The sequence below is a fragment of the Microbacterium sp. GbtcB4 genome, assembly GCF_019091465.1.
Taxonomy (GTDB): Bacteria; Actinomycetota; Actinomycetes; order Actinomycetales; family Microbacteriaceae; genus Microbacterium; species Microbacterium paraoxydans.
This window is the reverse complement of the sequence record NZ_JAGXJJ010000001.1, coordinates 647,714-667,831: the sequence shown is the minus strand read 5'-3', so window position 1 is coordinate 667,831 and position 20,118 is coordinate 647,714. Positions and strand designations below refer to the sequence as shown.

Sequence of the window (20,118 nt, the reverse complement as noted above, 5' to 3'; positions counted from 1 at the left end):
GGCACGGGTGGTGCCATGCTCATAGCCATCGGGCAGGTCCGGGTAGGTCACCCCTCCTCTATGCGCGGTCTCGACGGCCATGATGGCCATGTACGCGGCGCAAGGCGCTTCTCGGGAATCCTGCGGCGACAACGTCGGCGAGCCGATCCTTGGACGGCGTCCTGAGTGGCTACGGGCGAACTGGGCTTACTTTCACCTTTGATACGGGCCTGAACATCGGCGTCAGTGAGGTCACGGGTGACGGTGGCCTTGACGTCACCGGACGTCACGCCCCTCCTTTCGTGCTCCCTGCGAGCGGAGCGTTCTTCGTCAACCTCCACCGAGTCATGGAGAATACTGAGGCCCGATGGCCGTCGTCTCTTCGACTGACGGCCACGGCGACCGGCACGTACAGCGCATCGGAGTCTGACACCGCACAGGAGGTGAGGTCGGGTGCTACTAGTGCTCCGGCCAGTAGTCGTACACATCGCTCGTGCCGCGCATGAACTCGATGAACACGCAGTCCTCGTCACCGATTGTCCATGCCTCATGATTCGGAGGGAGCATCATGACGTCGCCGACAGTGAACGTCTGCTCGGCGCCGTCTCGCTGGCGTACTCCGAGCGTGCCGCTGAGGATGTAGGCGACGTGGGGCTGAGGACACATGTCGGTGTCGAGGAATCCCGTCTTTACCGCGTCTTCGGTTACCGATGATCCGACGGGGAACCTGATGAGCAGCGCGCTCGCCCCATCGAGCGTCACTAGGCGCTTGGTGATTCGCCCGATGGTGATCAGTTCGTATCCGGAGGGGTCGGAGAAGTTCCCCTTCTGCATGTCCGTCATTGGGGCTTCCTCGATGTTGTCGTTCGAGTGAGCGTTCATGGCATTCCTTTCAATCGTTTCCCTATGGGCGTCAATCGAGGCTGACGGTATCGCCGGGGTGGAGAGCGACGATGGCATCGCCTAGGCCGGCGGCCGCGAAAACCTCACGGATCTGCTCGGCGTTCTGGCTGAAGTGAGCCCAGGAGTCCTCGTGGATGGCCACTACCTTCTTCGCCTGAAGCCGCTGAGCTGCCTCCAACGCCAGCTCGTTACTGAGTGTGATGTAGCTCCCGTCGGCGATGACGTCGAACTTTGCCCCGCCGACGAACAGCACAGCGATGTCCACAGGCCCGTACCGGTCGACGATGTCGTCCACGACATCCATCTGCGAGTTGTCACCGCTGACGTACACGGACGGAAGCCCAGGGCCGGCCAGATGAAAACCGATGACCGGGCCGAGCGCCTCCCACACCCCCTCCGGGCCGTGCTTGGCCGGCAGGGCAGTAATGGTCAATTCCCCGCCGTCCGGGAGTGGCACGGTGCGCGCCTCATGCTCCGCCAAGCCGACAACGTTCGGCCCGAAGTTCGACGCAACCTCCTCCGTCGTATACGCGAGCGGCACCATCGTGAGGAATCCGCGGCCGCTGACATCGAGGTTATCGATGTGCTCGTGAGATGCCAGTGCGATGTCGATCTGCCCGAGCTCCTCTGGCGTGAAGGCGGGAGCGGCGTTCTTCACAACCGGCCCGGCGATGGGGTGATGATAGGTCTGAGGCGCATCGAACGTCGGGTCGGTGATGATTCGAACTCCACCGATGTTGAGAACGGCGGTAGGCCCGCCAACAAGAGTGACTGAAGTGGACATGTGATGCTCCTCGGGGGTCAGCTGTTGCGTGCGGACAGGGTCTGGGCGGTGACATCCTCCGCACCGTGGAGGACGTAGATGACGTTTCCTTCGTCATCGAGTACCGGCTCGTTGTGGGGCTGCCAATAGCGCTCCTCATACGAGCCGTCCGAGCGCTTCATGTCATACCTCTGCGGTTGGAGCACCAGCGACTGACCGGTGTGCAGAACCTCCTCGAGGGAGCGACGGAGCACCTCCGTGCCGTTCGCGGTGGGGTCGTCCGGGTTGTCGGGGAAGACATCGAGAATGTGCTTCCCGATGGAACTCGCGCGCTCCTTCAACGTTGCGGCGAGGAATGAGTCGGTCGCCGCGACCACCCGCAAGTCCGGGTCGACGGCGATGTACTGCGCGTTGATGGCGTTGAACAGACGCTCGAAGTCAGGCGGCTGGACGGACGTTGTCATGCTGTGCCTTTCTGTCATGGCAGGGGCCACATCGGTGTGGCGGTGTCGAAAGTCAATACGGAACGCGTCACCGCCTCCAGTGCAGATTTCGTACCACTCGACCTAAGTGGCTGCGATGCACAAGGCACATCACAAACGCGTGCCCGGCGCACATACCCGTGGATTGCCGTTCAGCGACGGTAGTGGCGAGGTGATCCCATGCTTGAGTCCTCCGCTCCCCGGGCGGTGTTCTTCGTGTCCGACAGCACTGGGATCACCGCGGAGACACTGGGAAACGCGCTGTTGTCGAACTTCCCTGGCTTTGCTTTCACGCGAAGGACGGTGTCCTTCGTGGAGACCCTGCAGGAAGCCGCAGCCGTTGTTGAACTCGTAGAAGCGGCCGCCGCGTCGGGCCCGCCGCCCATCGTCTTCGTCACCGCGAAGAATCCTGAGATCGGTCTGGCTTTCGCGAGCGTTCCCGCAGTTCTCATCGATCTGCTCCGCGGGCACCTGACCAGCATCGAAGCAACGCTCGGGGCGTCAGCATCTCCGGAATCAGGCCGGTATCACTCCCTTGCCGACACCGACCGGTACTTCACTCGGATCAAAGCCATCGAATACACCATCGAGCACGACGACGGCCAGAGCTTCCGCAGGCTTGACCGCGCGGACGTCATCATCATCGCGCCGAGCCGGTGCGGGAAAACCCCCACCTCGTTGTACCTTGCGCTGCAGCACGGGGTCCACGTCGCCAACTATCCGCTCACTGACGACGACTTGCCAGGCGACGAGCTGCCGCCCGAGATCCGCCCATACGCCTTGAAGTGCTTCGGCCTCACCACCACACCCCAACGGCTCAGTCAGGTCCGACACGAGCGTCGACCGGAATCTCATTACGCCAGCCTCACCCAGTGCACCACAGAGATTCGCAGAGCGGAGCACCTTTACCGCAGCGCGGGCATCCCTTTTCTCAACTCTTCCGCGAAGAGCGTCGAAGAGATGTCCGCCGTCGTGATCCAAACCCTCAACCTGCGTTAGCAGCCCGTCAAAGGAGACAAGCATGACCAATGTTCTGTGGTTCCATCAGGTCGGGATGTCCGACCTGGGCCGAGTGGGAGGGAAAAACGCCTCACTCGGCGAGATGGTGTCGCACCTCACCGATCTGGGAGTTCGGGTGCCCCGCGGTTTCGCCACGACTGCTGACGCCTACCGGGAGTTCATCGCTCACGGATCGCTCGGGGCCACCATCGCGGATGTCATCGCTCGAACCGACGTCGACAACGTCACGGAGCTCGCGCGAATCGGGGCGGACATCCGCCGTCTCGTCCTTGCCCACCCGCTCCCTCAGAAGCTCGAGAACGACATCCGGGGAGCGTACGAAGAACTCGTCACCTCCGACCCCGAACCGAGATCGGTGACCTGGGCTGTCCGGTCCAGCGCGACCGCGGAGGATCTCCCCGACGCGTCATTCGCTGGTCAGCAGGAGACGTACCTGAATGTCGGCGGAATCGACAACATCCTCGATGCGATCCGGGCAGTGTTCGCGTCCCTGTACAACGACCGGGCCATTGCCTACCGGGCTCACCACGGATTCGACAGCGCGGACGTGGCCATCTCTGCAGGCGTGCAACGTATGGTCCGCTCTGACCTCGGTGCATCCGGGGTGATGTTCACTGTCGACACCGAGTCGGGCTTCGACGAGGCCGTTTTCATCACCAGTTCCTACGGCCTGGGTGAGGCAGTCGTCCAGGGGGCTGTGAACCCGGACGAGTTCTTCGTGTCGAAACCGGTGCTGCGCGAGGGACGCCCAGCGATCCTGCGACGTTCCGTCGGCGAGAAGGCCACGGCGATGCGCTACACCGACCGGGTCGATGCCGGTAAGAGCACGGCGTTCGTCCCGGTTCCGGAGTGGGCGCGACGTGAGTTCTCGATCACTGATACCGAGGTCAAAGAGCTCGCGCGCCTCGCCCTGACCATCGAGGAGCACTACGGGCGCCCGATGGACATCGAATGGGCGAAAGCCGGCATCGACGGTCACCTTTACATCCTGCAAGCGCGACCGGAGACTGTGGTGTCGCGTGCCACGGGTAACGTGCTCACCCGCTTCACGCTCCAGGGGCCTGGTGAGATCCTCACCGAGGGTCGCGCCATCGGCCAGCGGATCGGTGCGGGAACGACGCGTGTGCTCGACAGCGTGGACGACATGCAGGACTTCCAGGCCGGAGATGTCCTCGTCGCGGACATGACTGATCCTGACTGGGAGCCCATCATGAAGCGAGCTGCGGCCATCGTGACAAATCGTGGTGGCCGCACATGCCACGCCGCGATCATCGCGCGCGAACTCGGAATCCCCGCCGTTGTCGGGACAGGAAACGCCACCACCGTGCTCAATGACGGCACAGATGTGACGGTCAGTTGCGCGGAAGGGGACACCGGTTTCGTGTACGCCGGTATCATCGACTTCGACGAGGAGGTGACAGAACTCGATCACATGCCGCCGACTCCGACTCGCATCATGATGAACGTCGGCACACCCGACCAGGCCTTCGCGTTCTCGCGGCTGCCCCACCATGGTGTAGGGCTTGCCCGGTTGGAGTTCATCATCAACCGTCAAATCGGCATCCACCCGAAGGCGTTGTTGGATCACAAGACCCTGCCTTCTGTTCTCCGGCAGGAGGTCGACGAACGCATCGCGGCCTACCCCTCCCCGAGGGAGTTCTTCATCCGGCGGGTCGCCGAGGGTGTCGCGACCATCGCCGCGGCATTCGCTCCGGAACCCGTGATCGTGCGGCTGTCGGACTTCAAGTCCAACGAGTACGCCAACCTCCTCGGCGGTGAACTCTACGAACCGAAGGAGGAGAACCCGATGCTGGGGTACCGCGGGGCGTCCCGGTACATCTCAGACGACTTCCGCGACTGCTTCGCCATGGAATGCGAAGCCCTGCGGTTCGTTCGTGACGAGATGGGTCTGCGAAACGTGCAGGTGATGGTGCCGTTCGTGCGAACACTCGAGGAGGCTGCTACGGTCACGGACCTTCTCGCAAGCAACGGGCTCCGCCGGGGTGAGAACGACCTGAAGGTCATGATGATGTGCGAGCTGCCTTCGAACGCTGTACTCGCCGATGACTTCCTCGAGTTCTTCGACGGCTTCTCCATCGGATCTAACGACATGACGCAGCTGACGTTGGGGCTGGACCGAGACAGCGGCATCGTCGCTGCATCCTTCGATGAGCGCGACCCCGCCGTGTTGAAGATGCTGTCGCTCGCGATCACGGCGTGCAAGGCTCGGGGCAAGTACGTCGGAGTGTGCGGGCAGGGCCCCAGCGACCACCCCGAGCTCGCCCAATGGCTGGTGGAGCAGGGGGTCGACTCCATGTCCCTCAACCCGGACACGGTGGTGCAAACCTGGTTGAAGATGTCCGACTTGCAGTGGGTCCCCGCCTGAATCTGATGTCGTGGTGGATGCCGGCACAGCCGGCGTCCATCACGAGCTCACGCTGTGAGGCTCTGCGGCCGGAACCACGTGGGGTACGCGCGGGCCAACGCCTCCGCTCCACGAAACCCGACGTCGCCTTCGGCGATAGCCACCGCGCACTGTCGTTTGCCCCACCAGAGCTCATTGAGCACGCGCAGGTCGACGATGACCGTCAGATCTGGTTCCCTCTCTGGCGTTCCGATGCAGGCACCGGATCCTTGGTCGTCGGCGTACATCCACGCTTCGCCCGGGTTCTGGTCGGGGAACCGGAAGGCAAGGACGATACCTCCGCTGGGAAGACGGTCCCGCTGCAGCCCGAGATGCATCTGCCACAGAAGCGCGCCGACATTGAGATCGGCGTCCGTCGACGGAGAGACCCTCCAGTCGAGGGTCCACGCACCCAACGCTTCGAGAACCGGACGCAGGGCAACGCCGGCCGCCGTGAGATGGTATTCGCCGGTGTCCGATGAGTGCTCCGCGACACCGATTCGTACGAGGTAGCGCAGTCGCGTCGCGAACAACGTGCGGGACATCGTAGGCAGTGCCCGGTGAATGGCATTGAACCGCGTCGCTCCTACAAGCATCTCGCGGACGATGAGGAGCGTCCAACGGTCAGCGATCAGACGGGCACCGATGGAGACGGGGCAGTAGTCCGTCGGAGGCACCCAGCCATCGCGAGCCCCAGTCAACCGCGGCAGCGCGCTATTTGTGTCAGGCATGATCCTCCTTCGAGTACGCCCCTACATCGTCGTAGAGACCGCTTGGTCGCGCCGTTCCTGAGCTTGCGCGCTCACGGTGCTGAGAACAGACCGCAAGGCATCGACGATGATGTCAAATTCAGTCTGCTCCGCCACGAGCGGCGGGGCAACGTTGATAATCGCGATGTCGTCGTCGAACGCTACCCGAGTGAGCACGCCCAACTGATGCAATCTCTTCTCAAGGTCGAGCGGACCCCAGATGCGCTTCCCGTGCGGGGCGTCCGCTGACGCCGAAACAAGCTCGATGGCCCACAAGTACCCGGCGCCTCTCACATCGTGGACCACATCGAGATCCAACAGCGAACGCAGCTCCTTCTCCAGGGCGGTCTGCCGTGCCCTAACCTGGCCGGGGAGGTCTATCCGCTCCATGATTTCGAGGTTCTTGAGGGCGACAGCCGCCATCACCGGATGACCGCCGAAGGTGTTCCCGTGGAGGAACGACGAACCCGGACGTAGGAAGGGAGCAAACACCCGGTCTGAGGCGATCACCGCCCCCATCACAGCGTGCGCAGAGGACAGCCCTTTCGCTGTCACAATGATGTCCGGGTCCAGTCCGAATCTCGCGCTGGCGAACCATACACCGCAGCGACCGAAAGCGGTGATCGTCTCGTCCGCCACCAGCAGCAGGCCGTAGGCATCGCACAGCCTCCGCAGACCCGCGAAGTAGCTCGGCGGGGCAGAGAGCATGCCGCCGTGGTTCTGCACTGGCTCAACGATCAAGGCCGCAATCGTGGACGGATCGTTCTCGATGATCTGCTGTTCGAGCTCGTCGAGCAACTCACGCACGCCGTCATCGACAGAGTCCGCGCCGGTACCGAACAGCCGCCTGGTGTTCGACGTTCGAATGCTCGGAACCAGCATCGGTGCGAACTGTTCCCTCAGATGGTCAAGTCCGTTCAACGAGAGCGCACCCAACGTCGTACCGTGATACGCCGACTGCCGGGAGATGACTTTCCACCGGTCCTCGCCGTTCGCCAAGGCGAACGCGCGGGCGAGTTTCCACGCCGCTTCGACCGATTCCCCACCGCTCGGGGTGAAGAACACATGGTTCAGGCCAACCGGTGCCAATTTCGCCAACCGGTCCGCGAGCTCCAACGCCCGCGGGTGCGTGGAACCCCATGACGAGTGATACCCCAGCTGACAGTACTGAGCGAAGGCCGCACGGCCCATCTCTGCGCCGTAGGAATATCCCAGGTTGACGCAATACAAGTTCGACAGCGCGTCGAGATAGCTCTCGCCTGACTCGTCGATGAGGTAGCTGCCCCGTCCTTCGACGAACACCTGGGGCGCCGCGCCACCCATGTCGGAGAAATGCCGCCACAGATGTGGGTGCGAAGCGTCGCTAGTCAGCAAATCGGTTGGCATCCGGGTCACCCTCCTCGTTGCGCCCGCATCGGCGACAACAGCAGAACTCTGCCAGTTCACCGAAGGTCTACTATGTGCATCAGGCACACTCACTGCGTCCTCGGAGTGTGTCACGCACAAGCGATGATGCCTTCGGCGTCTTAGAGTCGCGGGGCGAGGCGAAGGAGTCTGCGCCAATCAGGGAAGGTGTCGCAGTTGTCATCGGATCGTAAGGATGTTCTCGCAGAGCGCCGCGCAGCGGTTCTCTCGCAGCTCGTGCTGCTGTTCGCTCAGGGTCGTGATCCCGTCGAGCTTGCCGAGGACGCGGTGCAGCTGGTTGCGCGCGCCACCGACACGAAAGCCGTGTTCGTGTACTTGTGGGATGAGGAAGACGAACGCCTCGTTCTCCGGGTGGCGACCCAAGTCCCGCAACAGACGGGAATAGATGAGATCCGGTTGCGTCTCGGCGAAGGAATCGCGGGATGGGCGGCGATGCGTCAGGAGTCCGTCATCATCAACCGCGCGCCCGCCGAGGACCCCCGATTCGTCCCGTTCGCAAGCATCGAGGAGGAGGAGTTCCACTCGGTGCTCGCCGCGCCTATTGCGGACGAGTCGAACAATCTTCGCGGTGTGTTCGCCTTGTACTCCACAGAGGAGAGCGCCTTCGGTGAGGATGAGTTGGCCATCGCCGTTGAGGTCGGCCGCCTACTAGCCACGGGCCTCGTGCGCGCTGAGACCGTGAACGACCTCAACCATCAGTCCGCAATCGCGCACTTCCTGCTGGATTTTCCGACCGCTTCCCGGACGTCCTTGGTTCCCGCCTTGGACTTCGCCGCGCAACGTGTGCTGGAGCTCATCGACGGGCAGGTGTGCATGCTCGAGTACATGAGCAGACGTGAAAACGCCGCGACCCCGATCATGTTCGCGTCGCGAACTGACACAGGTCAACGTGTATGGTCGACGCACTCCCGTTCCGCTGCTCAAAGCAGCATCGACCAGCACTGCGGGGGCCTCGAGCACATGTCTGTCGCGCTCGGTGTCGGCGCCTCTCGTGGCATCCTCACCTGCTACCGGCCCGCACGGTTCCGCTCCCGAGACGTCGAGCGGCTGAGCGCGCTCGCCATGCAACTTGGAGTACTTCTCGAAGCTGTCGACCTGAACTCGGTGGGCTCCTCTCTGGCGACCAGGCTGCGGTTCACGCAGGACGATAGGGAAGCGGCCAGCATCCTCGGTGAGCTGGGGTTGGATGGCCCGGTCTGTCCCATTCTTGTCCGTGTGCACAGCGTGCAGAGCGATTGGGAGACAGCCAGCCGGGCGTTGAAGGATGCTCTCAGCGTGGCTGCCGGAAACCGCGCGGTCGTGCTCCTGCACTCCACGTGGGGCTTGGTCCTCGCCGATGCGCCCGGAGGCCGGCTGGCACCTGAGTTGAGCTCGCACGTGTTCCAGGCCACCCAGCGACTCGCTGAAGGGGCGGGGCTGCGAGCCTCGATTGGCGTCGGTTCGGTCACTTCCACCCCTGACGACATCCGTCAAGCAATCGACAATGCCCGGAGCGCTCTGGAATGGGCCGGCGTGTACGGCCAGATATCTCCGGTGTCTTTGGCGATATATCAGGATGTCCGCGGCATGCTGCCGTTGAGTGATGTCGTCCGGGAGCTGGCTCCTACCGTCGTGTCGCTCGTCGGCATGCTCGAGCCTTTGGTTCAGTACGACATCAAGCAGGGAACGCAGCTCGTGAAGACTCTAGCTGTTCTCGCGGGATGGGGTGGTTCTGTGCAAGAGACCGCGAAGGAGCTGCTCATCCACCGCAACACGTTGCGGCAGCGGATGCAGCGTATCGAGCATGTGCTCGGCATCGTGCTGGGTCCCGGCACCGCGTGGTCGCCCCTGGCGCTCGCGGCTCGGGTTGCGAGCGCCAGGGTGAGCAGTTCAGTCGCGGCTCAGTAGACGTCTTTGACGTAGCGCCCTGCCGCCTTCAGGTCGGCCACACGCTGCTCTCCGGCGGACGAGTCACCTGCGCCGAGGATGTCGACCAGCGCCCGGTCGACGTCTGCGGCCATGCGTGTCTTATCCCCACACACGAAGATGTACGCTCCGCCGTCCACCCACTCCCTCAGCTGATCTGCGTGATCGAGCATGACGTGCTGCACGTAGAGCTTCTCCGCCTGGTCACGCGAGAAAGCCACGTCGAGCCGGTCAAGCACGCCGCGTGCTCGCAGGTCCTCGAACTCGTCCTCGTACAGCCAGTCGAAGGCGCGGTGCTGATCCCCGAAGAACAGCCAGTTGCTGCCGGAGGCGCCGGAGGCATCGCGATGCCGAAGGAATGCTCGGAACGGTGCGACCCCCACACCCGGCCCGATCATGATCACCGGCTGGTCGTCAGCGGGGAGAGTGAACTCGTGTGCGGGTACGCGGCGGACGGTGAACGCCGCTCCGTCCTCAGCACGTTCGCGCAGGAACTCGGTTGCGGTTCCTTGATGTTCGCCACGATCCCGCTCATATTTGACCCCCGCGACGGTGATGTGCAGTCTGCCGTCATCGAGGAGCGGGCTGGATGAGATCGAATAGTCCCGATGCTGGAGAGGTCGAAGCTCCGCCAGGACGTCCGCCGCAGGGATGCTCTCGCAGCCGAGGTCCGTGATGACGTCCAGCACGTCACGACCCCAGAGCCATGCGTCCAGGCGCTCCCGGGAGCCTGACTGGATGAGGTCGATGATCTCTTTCACGGAGTTGTTGTCCGGTTGCAGCCGCGACAGACCGACGATGAGACCGGGGTGCGGCAGACGCAGTTCGACGTCGTGCTTGAGGATGTCCCGGAAAGCCCGCCCGTCAATGGTCTGCTCCCCGAAGACGTCAATCCACTGAGAGACGAGACGGTCGGAGTTCTTCGGGAACACCGAGAGCGAGTCACCGGGCGCGTAGGTGAACGGCTCATCGAACGCGAGTTCGTAGTGAGCGACGTACTTCGCGGAACCGGGCTTGGACAGCTGCTGGGTTGCCACCACCCTGGCGGTCCGGTCCCGGTCCGAGGCCGTGTGCTTCTCTGCAACGGCCTGACCCGGATCCTCAGAGTCGGCAGAGACCGCACCGTCCCAGGGCTGGGTGTCGAGCAGTTGCTGAACTGCCGGCTTCGCCCATCGCTCGGCACTGAACTCGAAGTCGATGTCGCAGTCGATGCTCTCGACGATTCGAGCGGCTCCGAGTTCTTCGAGCCGCTGGTCGATGTCGTGGCCGGCTTTGCAGAAGTCCTCGTACATGGAATCGCCGATGGAGAGGACCGCATAGGGCAGTCCTTCGAAGGCTCCGGCGGGGAGCTGTTGCAGCCAGTCCCAGAACTCTGCCGCGTTGTCCGGCATGTGGCCGTTATCGTGCGTGGAGGTCACAACCAGAAGTCGCTGGAGCTGCCGGTCTCCGGAGTGCAGCCAGTCCTCAAGGGACGCCAATTGCGCGTTGTTGCCGGCCTTCTCCACCTTCCCGTGGATCTGGAATGCCAGGTACTCCGCGTTGCCGGTCTGGCTCCCGAAAAGGATGGTGAGTTCCGCAGCATCTGACGCGGCCATCTTCGCTTCCCCCTCAGCGACGCTCAACTGTATGGTCATGATTCGGTGTTGATGAAGACCGACTTCGGCTCTGTGAAGCCGCGCACGCCCTCCATCCCCAGCTCGCGTCCGATGCCGGACTGTTTGAAGCCACCGAACGGGACCTGCACACGGATGGAGGAGTTCGAGTTCACGGACAAGGTCCCGCTCTCCACACCCCTCGCAACGCGAAGCGCGCGGCCGACGTTGCTGGTCCAGATGGAGCCGCTGAGACCGTAGATCGTCTCGTTGGCGAGCCGGACCGCCTCCTCCTCCGTGTCGAAGGGAATGACCACGGCGACGGGGCCGAAGATCTCGTCCCGGGCTGCGCGGGTGGATCCGTCCTGGTCGACGGCGATGTGGGGGGCCATCCAGTAGCCGGGGCCGTCCGGGGCGGATCCCTTGAAGACCACATCGAGCTTGTCGTCGAGGAAGGACTCGACGGTCGTACGGTGCTCCTGTGACACCAGGGGGCCGAGGTCAGTGTCCAGCCGCGACGGGTCTCCGATCCGCAGAGCACTCGTGGCGGCGACGAACTTCTCAAGGAATTCGTCAAGAGCGGGCCGCTGCACGAGGATGCGGCTTCGTGCGCAGCAGTCCTGACCGGTGTTGTCGAACACCGCCCATGGCGCGGATGCTGCCGCCTTGGCGATGTCGGCGTCAGCGAAGACGATGTTCGCGGACTTTCCGCCGAGTTCGAGGGTGACCCGCTTCATGGTGTCAGCGCTGGAGCGGAGGATGGATCGCCCCACCTCGGTGGACCCGGTGAAGCTGATCTTCCCGACCCTCGAGTCCTCGATGAGAGTTGAGCCCACTTCTGCGCCGCCGCCCGTGACCACTTGCAGGAGGTGCGGAATCGGGGAGACCTCCGCGGCGAGCTCGCCAAGCCGGACGGTGGACAGCGGGGTCATGCTCGCCGGCTTGACGATGACGGCGTTACCGGCCGCGAGGGCGGGCGCGATGCTCCAGCTGGCGATGGGCAGGGGGAAGTTCCAGGGTGTGATGACCCCGACGACACCGATTGCCTCGCGGAAGGTCAGTGCTACGCCCCCGTCGACGGGAATGGTCTCACCGGTCAGCTTGTCGATGGTGCCGGCGTAGTAGCGGAACACCCCAGCGACGCTGTCTGCCTCAGCGAGCGCCGCCGTCATCGGCTTTCCCACATCGCGTGACTCGAGACTGGCCAGCTCCTCCCGATGGCGAGACACCGCATCAGCGAGGTCGAACAGGAACTGCTGGCGCTGCGCGATAGGAAGGCGTGCCCAGCTTCTCTGCGCAGCGACCGCTCGCTCTACAGCGATGTCAACGTCAGCGCGGGTGAACGCCCGCACCTCGTCGATCTGCTCTTCGGTCGCCGGGTTCCATACGGGAATTGTCAGGTTCGTCATCGCTCCTCTTCCGCCGTCTACGGGTCGCTCGCCCGCTTCAGTTGTCTTACCTTGGCTCACGCGGGGACGGAGCCAGCGTGCACGGAGTACGAAAGTGAAAGGGGGCATGTGCGTCATGCACATGCCCCCTTTCTTCGAGCGGTGTCCCTCTCACGCCGCCGTCAGCAGCCTCGCAATGCGCGGCTGCGCGTTGACGCCGATCCACGCGCTTGTGCCGTCCGGCGCGTCATAGCGGTGAAGCGTCGCTCCGCGCTCTGGGTTCTCGAACTCCAGCACCGGCACGGCGTCCGGATGCAGCGCCCCGACCACTTGGACTTTGCGTCCTGCGACTTCCGTCCAGAAGTATGACGGGGGCGCCGGCTGCCTGTTCACGCCGGTGAGCATCTCCGCAAGGTGTGCACCCTGCTGTCGCGCTTCGGCCCAGCTCTCCGTGCGCTGGCCCGGACCGCCGTCGCGCATGCGCGTGACCGCGTCACCGATACCGAACAGGTGCGGGACGACGGCCCCTTCCTGAACGACACGACCGTCGTCGTCGACGAGCAACGCACCCTGGGTGAGGAGGCCGCTCTCTTCCAGCCACCCGACGGCAGGGCGGGCGCCCACGGCGCTGATGAGGACGTCACCGACAAGCACAGGCCCGTCTCGGAGCTCCACCTCCCAGCCGCGGTCAGTGGTGCTGATGCGAGCGATATCGGCTTCCCAATGACAGGCAACGCCCGCATCCGCGAGCCAGGCAGACGTCTCCTGGCCCAGGTGGCCGGCCAACAGTCGCTCGAGGGGCCCTGCGGCTCGGTCCAGGAGCGCGACCTTCGATCCGCGGGCGGCGAGCGAGGAGGCGAGCTCCACGCCGATGGCTCCCGCGCCGATGACCACGGCAGACTCGCCGTTCGCCGTGCGCTCGCGCAGCCTTCGGGCATCCGCGGCGCTCCGCAGTACCGTGGTGTCCTCCGGTTCGATAGGCAGCCGCGCGGCGCTCGCACCCGTGGCGATCACAAGTTGGTCGAACGGCACAGCGCCCATCCGCCCATCGGGGTACTCGACTCTGACGACCGACGCCGACGTGTCCACGCTCGTGGCACGTGCACGGACGAGCTCGGCATTCAGGTCGCTCCAGTCAACGGCGATATCGTCCGCCTCACCCTCGACAAGGTAGTGCTTCGACAGCGGGGGCCTGTCATATGGGGCGTCGGGGTCACAGTCGATGACCGTGACCTGCGCACTGTTGCCGAGTTCCCGCAGCCGCTCGATAAACGCCGTGGTCGCGACGGAAGCGCCGACCACGACCAGCGACTCGCTCACGCGTCCTCCGTCTCGACGAGCTTGATGGCACGCTCAGGGCAGTTTCTGATGGCTCTTCGCGTGTTCTCCTCTTCGAAGGCGCCCTCACGTCCTTCCACCACATGCCCGTATCCTTCATCGTCGATGTAGAAGGTCTCGGGGGCGATCATGAAGCACCGTGCGTGTCCCTGGCACCGTGCCGGGTCCACCCAGATCTTCGTCATGTCACTCGCCTCCTGTCAGACGCAGCCGCAGCGACCCGACACCATGCCAGGGCTCCTCCTGGGCCAGCTCGAATTCCGGGATGGTGGCCAGGAAGTGCTCGAGGGAGATCACGAGCTCTTTGCGTCCGAGGTTTGAGCCCAGGCACCGGTGGATACCGCCGCCGAACGCGAGGTGCCGGTTGTTCTCGCGAGTGATGTCGATGTCGTTCGGGTTGTCGTAGATCTCGGGGTCTCGGTTGCCGGCTCCGAACACCAGCACCACACGCTCGCCCGCCTTGATCTCCTGCCCGCGGACCGTGGTGTCCTGCTTCGCGGTGCGCGCCATCGCCTGGACGGGCGACAGCGTACGCAGGAACTCCTCAGCCGCATCCACGATCCGGTCGGGCTCGCGGCGCAGAAGTGCCTGCGCTTCCTTGTTGCGGGCGAGGTACCACAGTGAGGAGCGGATCGCCCATGCGGTGGTGTCCAAGCCTGCGAGGAACAGCAGGTATCCGTAGGAGACCAACTCGTCATCAGTCAGCGGGCGTCCGTCGATTGTCGCGTTGAGCAGCTCGCCGGTGATGCCCTCGAGTGCCTTCCCTGCGCGCCCGTCGTCGATGAGGCGCTGCACGTAGGCGATGAGGTCGTCTCCGGCGGCTTTCGCCTTCTCGGGAGACTTGGTCCGCTCGTAGATGATGTCGTCGATCCACTGGTCGAACAGAGGCCAGTCCTTCTCCGGGTATCCGGCGAGTCGGCTGAAGATGATCGTCGGGTAGGGACGGGCGAAGAGTGCCGACACGTCGACGACTTCGCTGTCCTCGAACGCGGTTTTCACCTGATCCGACAGTTCGATGGCCGTGGAGTGCATGCCCGGTTCGAGCTTGTTGATCGCCATCGGAGTGAACATCGGAAGCAGCAGCTTGCGGAAGCCGGCGTGCGTGGGCGGGTCGATGTCGATGGGGATCAGCGGCATCTCCGTGCCGAAGGACGGCAGCAGCATCGACGGACCCACCGACCATGTCTCCGGGTCCTGCTCCGCGTCGAAGATGTCCTCGCTCTTGGAGATGTACCAGAACCCGCCGTACTTCGAGCTGTGGCCGACAGGCTTCGACTCGTGCATCTGCGCGTAGTCGTCGAAGATCGTGTCGAGTGCCTTGCCGTGGAAGTCGAACTCGGCGAGGGTTTCGTTGTCAGACATGAGCCGGTTTCCTTTCGGTGTACGCGCTCGCCCGGCGAACAAGGTCGTCGAACAGAGCATGGTTGTCTGGTGAGGTCAGGTACAGGTGCTCCGGGTGCCATTGCACTGCGATGAGGTTGGCGGACGGGTCCTCGAACGCTTCGACCACTTCCCCTGCGCGTGCGGTGACGGTCAGCCCCTCGCCCAGACGCGCTACGGCCTGGTGGTGGTAACTGTTCACCGCCATCCGCTCTCCGACGATGCCCGCAAGAAGTGATGTCGGTTCGACGGCGATCTCGTGGTCCGCTTCGTTCGACGGGCGGGTCTGCCAGTGCCCGTCGAGGTGCTGGATGAGCGTGCCCCCGCGCAGGACATTGATGAGCTGCAGCCCCCGGCAGATCGCCAGGATCGGCAGTCCTCGCTCACGGGCGTCACGCACAAGGGCCGTCTCGAAACGGTCACGGAAGGGGCTGACACCGTATACGGCCTCGTCCGGCGCCTGCCCGTACATCTCCGGGGACAGGTCGCCGCCACCGGTGAGGAGAAGCGCGTCGAAACCGTCGAGCAGGTCCTCCGGGATCGTCTCCGTGGCCGGGAGGATCGCCGGTCGGCCGCCCGCAGAGACAACGGCTTCGGCGTAGCTGAGCACCTGAAGTGTGGAGTCCCGCGGACCGAAAGCGGACTGCTGCACGCTCCGGTCGGCGGTGACTGCGATAAGTGGACGAGGCATCAGTAGATCGTCCAACCACCGTCGACGAACAGCGTCGTCCCGGTCACCCAGCTCGACTCGTCCGAGGCGAGGAATGCCACGCCGTTGGCGACGTCCTCGGGCTTGCCGATGCGTCCCATCGGGGTGCGCTCGAGCAGCCAGTTGCGGACCTCTTCCTTCCCGAGTGCCTCGGCCGTGAATGGCGTTTCGATGAATCCGGGCGCGACCGCGTTGACTCGAATGCCGGAGGAAGCGGCCTCGACAGCCAGAGCGCGGGTGAGCTGCAGCAGGGCACCCTTGGAAGCGTTGTAGTGGATCTGGGGGTGGCCGCTCGAAGAGATCACGATGTGCGCTTCGACCGAGGTGATGTTCACGATGGAGCGCGTGTGATCACCGTCACCAGCTCGCAGGAGGCCGTATGCCTCGCGAGACACGATGAACGGACCGGTGGAGTTCACGGCGAACACCTGATCCCATTCCGCGACGGAAAGGTCCTCGAAAGTGCCGAACTTCACGATGCCGGCGTTGTTGACCAGCACGTCGAGGCGTCCGAACTCGTCGGCGACCTTCGCGAAGCCGGCACGGACGCTGTCCTCATCGGCGACGTTCGCCCGGATGTTGATGACGTTGTCGCGGCCGCCGAACACCGATTCGAGGGCATCCGGGTTCAGGTCGATGGCAGCGAGCGATGCTCCCTCATCGAGCAGCTTCTCAGCGATAGCACGACCGTTTCCGGACGCGGCTCCGGTGACCGCGGCGAAACGTCCTTCAAGTCGATTTCCCATATTCGTTCTCTTTCTTGGCTTGTCGGGGGTCAGATGTGTTCGAGGTAGCGGGACGTCTCCCAGTCGGTGACAGCCTTGTGGAACTGCTGCACCTCCCACTGGCGGGTCTCCGTGTAGTGGCGGACGAATTCCTCACCGAAGTACTCCTTCGCCAGGTCGCTGTCCGCAAACACAGCGATGGCTGCTTCCAGCGTGTGCGGCAGACGAACAGCGGCATCGCCGTCCTGCTCGTACGCGTTGCCGGTCACGGCCTCCGGCGGGGTGAGCGATTTCTCCAAGCCACTCAGACCCGACGCGATGTTGGCGGCGAGGACCAGGTACGGGTTGGCGTCCGCTCCCGCGATACGGTTCTCCACACGTGCTGCAGCCCCCGCCGATGGGATGCTGCGGATGGCCACGGTGCGGTTGTCGACACCCCATGTGGCGCTGGATCCTGCCCATTGTCCGCCTTCGACTCGCTTGTAGGAGTTGACGGTCGGAAGGTACAGAGCGGTGAAGTCGCGGGAGCCGGCGACGAGCCCGGCGAGGTAGGCGTTTCCGATGCTGCTGAGCTCGCCGGGAGTGGTGGGGTTCGCGAACAGGGCGTCCTCGTCCTCGGCGCTGATCAGGCTCTGGTGCACGTGTCCGGACGAACCCGCCTGCCCGGGGTTGATCTTGGCCATGAACGATGCAGTGAGCCCGTGGGCTGCGGCGATCTCCTTGACGGTGTGCTTGAGGAGCAGGGCGCTGTCCGCTGCCTGGATGGCGTCACCGTAATGGATGTTGACTTCGAACTGGCCAGCGCCGTGCTCGCTGTTGCTGGCCTCAATGAACACGCCCTGCTCTGCGAGCTGGTCACGGATGAGTCCGATCACGTGCTCGGTGCCCGAGTCGCGGTAGACGCTGTACGTGTGGTTGCCGTTGGTGATCGGCTCCAGGTCACGCCAGTTGCGGCGCGCGAGTTCGCGCGGAGTTCCCTCGAACAGGTAGAACTCGAATTCGTATGCGCAGACCGGGGTGTATCCGAGGGCTGCAGCTCGGTCGACGATACGACGCAGGACGCCGCGAGGCGACTGCTCCAACGGTGTGCCATCGGGGTTGTAGAGGTCGCAGATGACGGAGGCCACACCCGGCTCACCCGGAACCAGCCTCAGTGTCGTGAGGTCGGGCCGCAGGTTCACGTCCGGGTAGCCGGTGTGCCAGCCGGTGAACGTGAGGTTCGGGATACTGGCGTCTTCAATGTCCCAGCCGAAGAGGATGTTGCAGATGTTCGTTCCGGCTTTGTACGCGGACTCCACGAAGTACTTCGCCGAAAGGCGCTTGCCACGCCAGAGGCCGTCGATGTCGGGTGCACCGATCTTGATGACCTTGATCCCGTGCTCGGCGACGAACTCTTCGACGTAGCGCTTCGGATCTTCGATCAGAACCTCATTGTTCATGTGCCCTGCCTTCCAGCTTGCATTGATGGTGAGTATGAAGAGCGTGCAGCGAGGCTATCCGTGCCGCACACACCGCCTTATGTGCGCCGCGCACATCGTTCCCAGTTTCGCGGTGCACGACGTACGGGTCGGCCCTGACCGCTGAACGACAACGCCCGAGCGTGGCGAAAGCCACGCTCGGGCGATATCAGTAGCGGTGCTCAGGAGCGCGCGGGCGCTTCGCCCGCGATTGTCGCATCGAGTGCGTCGGGCAGCTCCTCCTCGTCGTAGATCTTCCCGATCCGGGCATACTCCGCAGGTCGGCGCTTGCGGAGATACAAGGCGTAGACCACGCCTGCGAGGGCGATGAGCAGAACATAGAGCGGGATCAGGTTGACGACCACCACATCCGCGCCGGCGAGGAACGGGATGTAGACGACCAGTAGGACCAGCACGATGGCCTGTGCGATGACCCCGATGGCCGGAGCGACCAGCGTCTTCCAGGTCGCGCCGGGACCGGAGCGGCCCACACGGTTGAAGTAGAAGATCACCGCGAGGGAGACCAGCAGCTGCACGAAGACAACACCAGCGGTGCAGAAGATCGGCAACCATCCACCCAACTGCAGAAGCGGGTCCGCGCCGCCGAGAGCGAACAGGAGGATGACGATGATCGCGATGGCTGCCTGGACGCCGTTCGCGACGTATGGCGACTTGTGCTTGTCGTGCGTGCGCCCGAGAGCTGCAGGCAAGATGCGGTCACGCCCCATGGAGAAGAAGTACCGCGAGGCGTTGTTGTGGAAAGCGAACGCACAGGCGAAGAACCCGGTGATCACGAGGAAATCCATCAGAACGCGCATGAAATGCCAGGTGTACATGTCGGCGAGGACGAAGTAGTAGTCGCCGACAAGAGTGCCAGCCTGCTCCATGGTCTGGTCCCCGAACCCGACGATGCCGGCGTAGGCGGCGAAGCTGTAGAACACGCCGAGGGTGATGACGGCGATGTAGGTGGCCCGGGGAACGGACTGCTTCGGGTCCGTTGTCTCCTCGCCGTAGATGGCCGTCGTCTCGAAGCCGATCCAGGACCAGAACGCGAAGAAGAAGCCAATACCGATTGCCGGCGCGGCCAACCATCCTGCCGGGTTGAATGCCTCGGGCATCTGCCCCTGAGCTCCGCCTTGAACAATCACGGCGGTTGCGACGAAGAAGACGACGAGGACCTCAAGCCCGAGCGCGATACCGAGAATCTTGCCGGTGAGCGTGACCTTGAAGTACGAGATCACGAACATGATGATCACTCCTGCGACACTGCACACCCACCACGGGACGGCCCACCCGAAGTAGTTCTCCAGCATCGCTGAGGTGAAGTAGCCGAACCCGCCGCTGATAGCCGGAACGATCATGCTGTAAGCAAGCATGACCGTCCAGCCGGCACCCAGTCCAATCGGTCGGCCCAGTCCCTGTGTCGTGTAGTTGTAGAACGCCCCGGCAGCGGTGATCCGCTTCGCCATCTGGGCGAACCCGACCGCGAACACCAGCAGGATGAGTGTGGCGGCGACGTACGTCAGCGCTGTGGACATTCCCGCTCCGTTCGCGAACGAGATCGGGATGTAGGTGGATACCACCACCAGGGGCGCCGCCGCCGCGGTCACCATGAGGACGATGGTGAAGAACCGGATCGAGCCTTTCAGCAGGTCGGTTGAGACTTCCGCGGTCGCCCGCCGTGTTGAGTTTGTCGCCATTCGGGTATGCCTCTCAGTGCACGTTGCCTGATAAGTGGATACTCCCGTTCAAGAGACCTGAACGCTTGTGAACGCCGTCGTTCACTCAATCGGGATGTGCGGAAAACTAATGGCGCTCGTCGCGGCGTGGAATGTCTCCTGCGACCATGTCAGCGGGGCGATATGTGCGCCGCGCCTATGATTCAGACTCCGGAGCCTG

The 20,118-nt window shown here is 63.8% G+C and carries 17 protein-coding genes; 3 read left to right on the top strand and 14 right to left on the bottom strand.

The window, feature by feature from the left end; translation table 11 throughout:
* Positions 1–438 precede the first annotated feature (438 nt).
* The 3 genes from KVS71_RS03140 to KVS71_RS03130 are packed head-to-tail and all read right to left on the bottom strand — an operon-like array spanning position 439 to position 2,109.
* Positions 439–861 (bottom strand): hypothetical protein, encoded by a 423-nt coding sequence (locus KVS71_RS03140; RefSeq protein WP_193599324.1) that lies wholly within the window; start codon positions 859–861, stop codon positions 439–441.
* 31 nt (positions 862–892) lie between these two features.
* Positions 893–1,666 (bottom strand): MBL fold metallo-hydrolase, encoded by a 774-nt coding sequence (locus KVS71_RS03135; RefSeq protein WP_193599325.1) that lies wholly within the window; start codon positions 1,664–1,666, stop codon positions 893–895.
* A 17-nt stretch (positions 1,667–1,683) separates the two neighbouring features.
* Positions 1,684–2,109, bottom strand: coding sequence for a PAS domain-containing protein (locus tag KVS71_RS03130; RefSeq protein ID WP_193599326.1), 426 nt, complete (start codon positions 2,107–2,109; stop codon positions 1,684–1,686).
* A gap of 198 nt (positions 2,110–2,307) precedes the next feature.
* On the opposite strand from KVS71_RS03130, the gene KVS71_RS03125 reads away from it, so the two are divergent.
* Both KVS71_RS03125 and ppsA read left to right on the top strand, forming a co-directional pair.
* Positions 2,308–3,126, top strand: coding sequence for a pyruvate, water dikinase regulatory protein (locus tag KVS71_RS03125; protein WP_193599327.1), 819 nt, complete (start codon positions 2,308–2,310; stop codon positions 3,124–3,126).
* A 22-nt stretch (positions 3,127–3,148) separates the two neighbouring features.
* Entirely contained in the window at positions 3,149–5,533 is a 2,385-nt protein-coding gene (ppsA, locus tag KVS71_RS03120) for a phosphoenolpyruvate synthase (RefSeq protein ID WP_217583739.1), read from the top strand.
* 47 nt (positions 5,534–5,580) lie between these two features.
* Here the strand turns inward: ppsA and KVS71_RS03115 are convergent, their stop codons facing one another.
* Both KVS71_RS03115 and KVS71_RS03110 read right to left on the bottom strand, forming a co-directional pair.
* Positions 5,581–6,282 carry a helix-turn-helix domain-containing protein gene (locus KVS71_RS03115; protein ID WP_193599329.1) on the bottom strand — a complete coding sequence of 234 codons (702 nt, stop codon included), beginning with the start codon at positions 6,280–6,282 and terminating at the stop codon, positions 5,581–5,583.
* A gap of 21 nt (positions 6,283–6,303) precedes the next feature.
* On the bottom strand, positions 6,304–7,746 hold the full coding sequence (locus KVS71_RS03110; RefSeq protein WP_193599330.1) for an aminotransferase class III-fold pyridoxal phosphate-dependent enzyme: 1,443 nt from the start codon (positions 7,744–7,746) through the stop codon (positions 6,304–6,306).
* Positions 7,747–7,941: 195 nt separating this feature from the next.
* Here KVS71_RS03110 and KVS71_RS03105 point away from each other — a divergent pair, with 195 nt between their 5' ends.
* Entirely contained in the window at positions 7,942–9,612 is a 1,671-nt protein-coding gene (locus KVS71_RS03105) for a GAF domain-containing protein (protein ID WP_217583737.1), read from the top strand.
* Here KVS71_RS03105 and KVS71_RS03100 read toward each other — a convergent pair.
* The 9 genes from KVS71_RS03100 to KVS71_RS03060 form a co-directional block, all read right to left on the bottom strand.
* Positions 9,606–11,225 (bottom strand): sulfite reductase flavoprotein subunit alpha, encoded by a 1,620-nt coding sequence (locus tag KVS71_RS03100; protein ID WP_217583735.1) that lies wholly within the window; start codon positions 11,223–11,225, stop codon positions 9,606–9,608. The two genes, KVS71_RS03105 and KVS71_RS03100, sit on opposite strands and share 7 nt — an antisense overlap.
* A gap of 35 nt (positions 11,226–11,260) precedes the next feature.
* Complete coding sequence (locus KVS71_RS03095; protein WP_193599333.1) at positions 11,261–12,631, bottom strand: aldehyde dehydrogenase; 1,371 nt, start codon at positions 12,629–12,631, stop codon at positions 11,261–11,263.
* 150 nt (positions 12,632–12,781) lie between these two features.
* Positions 12,782–13,930, bottom strand: coding sequence for an NAD(P)/FAD-dependent oxidoreductase (locus tag KVS71_RS03090; protein WP_193599334.1), 1,149 nt, complete (start codon positions 13,928–13,930; stop codon positions 12,782–12,784).
* Complete coding sequence (locus tag KVS71_RS03085; protein ID WP_193599335.1) at positions 13,927–14,133, bottom strand: ferredoxin; 207 nt, start codon at positions 14,131–14,133, stop codon at positions 13,927–13,929. The genes KVS71_RS03090 and KVS71_RS03085 overlap by 4 nt, the downstream gene beginning before the upstream one ends.
* Before the next feature lies 1 nt (position 14,134).
* Positions 14,135–15,310, bottom strand: a complete 1,176-nt coding sequence (locus KVS71_RS03080; RefSeq protein ID WP_193599336.1) for a cytochrome P450 — start codon at positions 15,308–15,310, stop codon at positions 14,135–14,137.
* Positions 15,303–16,019 (bottom strand): gamma-glutamyl-gamma-aminobutyrate hydrolase family protein, encoded by a 717-nt coding sequence (locus KVS71_RS03075; protein ID WP_193599419.1) that lies wholly within the window; start codon positions 16,017–16,019, stop codon positions 15,303–15,305. Before KVS71_RS03075 ends, KVS71_RS03080 begins: the two co-directional genes overlap by 8 nt.
* Positions 16,019–16,783 (bottom strand): SDR family NAD(P)-dependent oxidoreductase, encoded by a 765-nt coding sequence (locus KVS71_RS03070; protein ID WP_193599337.1) that lies wholly within the window; start codon positions 16,781–16,783, stop codon positions 16,019–16,021. The genes KVS71_RS03075 and KVS71_RS03070 overlap by 1 nt, the downstream gene beginning before the upstream one ends.
* Positions 16,784–16,812: 29 nt before the next feature.
* Positions 16,813–18,201 carry a glutamine synthetase family protein gene (locus tag KVS71_RS03065; RefSeq protein ID WP_217583733.1) on the bottom strand — a complete coding sequence of 463 codons (1,389 nt, stop codon included), beginning with the start codon at positions 18,199–18,201 and terminating at the stop codon, positions 16,813–16,815.
* Between the two features lie 200 nt (positions 18,202–18,401).
* Positions 18,402–19,919, bottom strand: a complete 1,518-nt coding sequence (locus tag KVS71_RS03060; RefSeq protein WP_193599339.1) for an APC family permease — start codon at positions 19,917–19,919, stop codon at positions 18,402–18,404.
* Between the last annotated feature and the right edge of the window lie 199 nt (positions 19,920–20,118).

Bases quoted from the DNA above. Each gene is read 5' to 3' on its own strand.
- KVS71_RS03135 (WP_193599325.1), bottom strand. From the start codon at position 1,666: ATGTCCACTTCAGTCACTCTTGTTGGCGGGCCTACCGCCGTTCTCAAC.
- KVS71_RS03115 (WP_193599329.1), bottom strand. From the start codon at position 6,282: ATGCCTGACACAAATAGCGCGCTGCCGCGGTTGACTGGGGCTCGCGAT.
- KVS71_RS03140 (WP_193599324.1), bottom strand. From the start codon at position 861: ATGAACGCTCACTCGAACGACAACATCGAGGAAGCCCCAATGACGGAC.
- KVS71_RS03085 (WP_193599335.1), bottom strand. From the start codon at position 14,133: ATGACGAAGATCTGGGTGGACCCGGCACGGTGCCAGGGACACGCACGG.
- KVS71_RS03100 (WP_217583735.1), bottom strand. From the start codon at position 11,225: ATGGCCGCGTCAGATGCTGCGGAACTCACCATCCTTTTCGGGAGCCAG.
- KVS71_RS03060 (WP_193599339.1), bottom strand. From the start codon at position 19,919: ATGGCGACAAACTCAACACGGCGGGCGACCGCGGAAGTCTCAACCGAC.
- KVS71_RS03065 (WP_217583733.1), bottom strand. From the start codon at position 18,201: ATGAACAATGAGGTTCTGATCGAAGATCCGAAGCGCTACGTCGAAGAG.
- KVS71_RS03095 (WP_193599333.1), bottom strand. From the start codon at position 12,631: ATGACGAACCTGACAATTCCCGTATGGAACCCGGCGACCGAAGAGCAG.
- KVS71_RS03125 (WP_193599327.1), top strand. From the start codon at position 2,308: ATGCTTGAGTCCTCCGCTCCCCGGGCGGTGTTCTTCGTGTCCGACAGC.
- KVS71_RS03070 (WP_193599337.1), bottom strand. From the start codon at position 16,783: ATGGGAAATCGACTTGAAGGACGTTTCGCCGCGGTCACCGGAGCCGCG.
- KVS71_RS03080 (WP_193599336.1), bottom strand. From the start codon at position 15,310: ATGTCTGACAACGAAACCCTCGCCGAGTTCGACTTCCACGGCAAGGCA.
- KVS71_RS03075 (WP_193599419.1), bottom strand. From the start codon at position 16,019: ATGCCTCGTCCACTTATCGCAGTCACCGCCGACCGGAGCGTGCAGCAG.
- ppsA (WP_217583739.1), top strand. From the start codon at position 3,149: ATGACCAATGTTCTGTGGTTCCATCAGGTCGGGATGTCCGACCTGGGC.
- KVS71_RS03130 (WP_193599326.1), bottom strand. From the start codon at position 2,109: ATGACAACGTCCGTCCAGCCGCCTGACTTCGAGCGTCTGTTCAACGCC.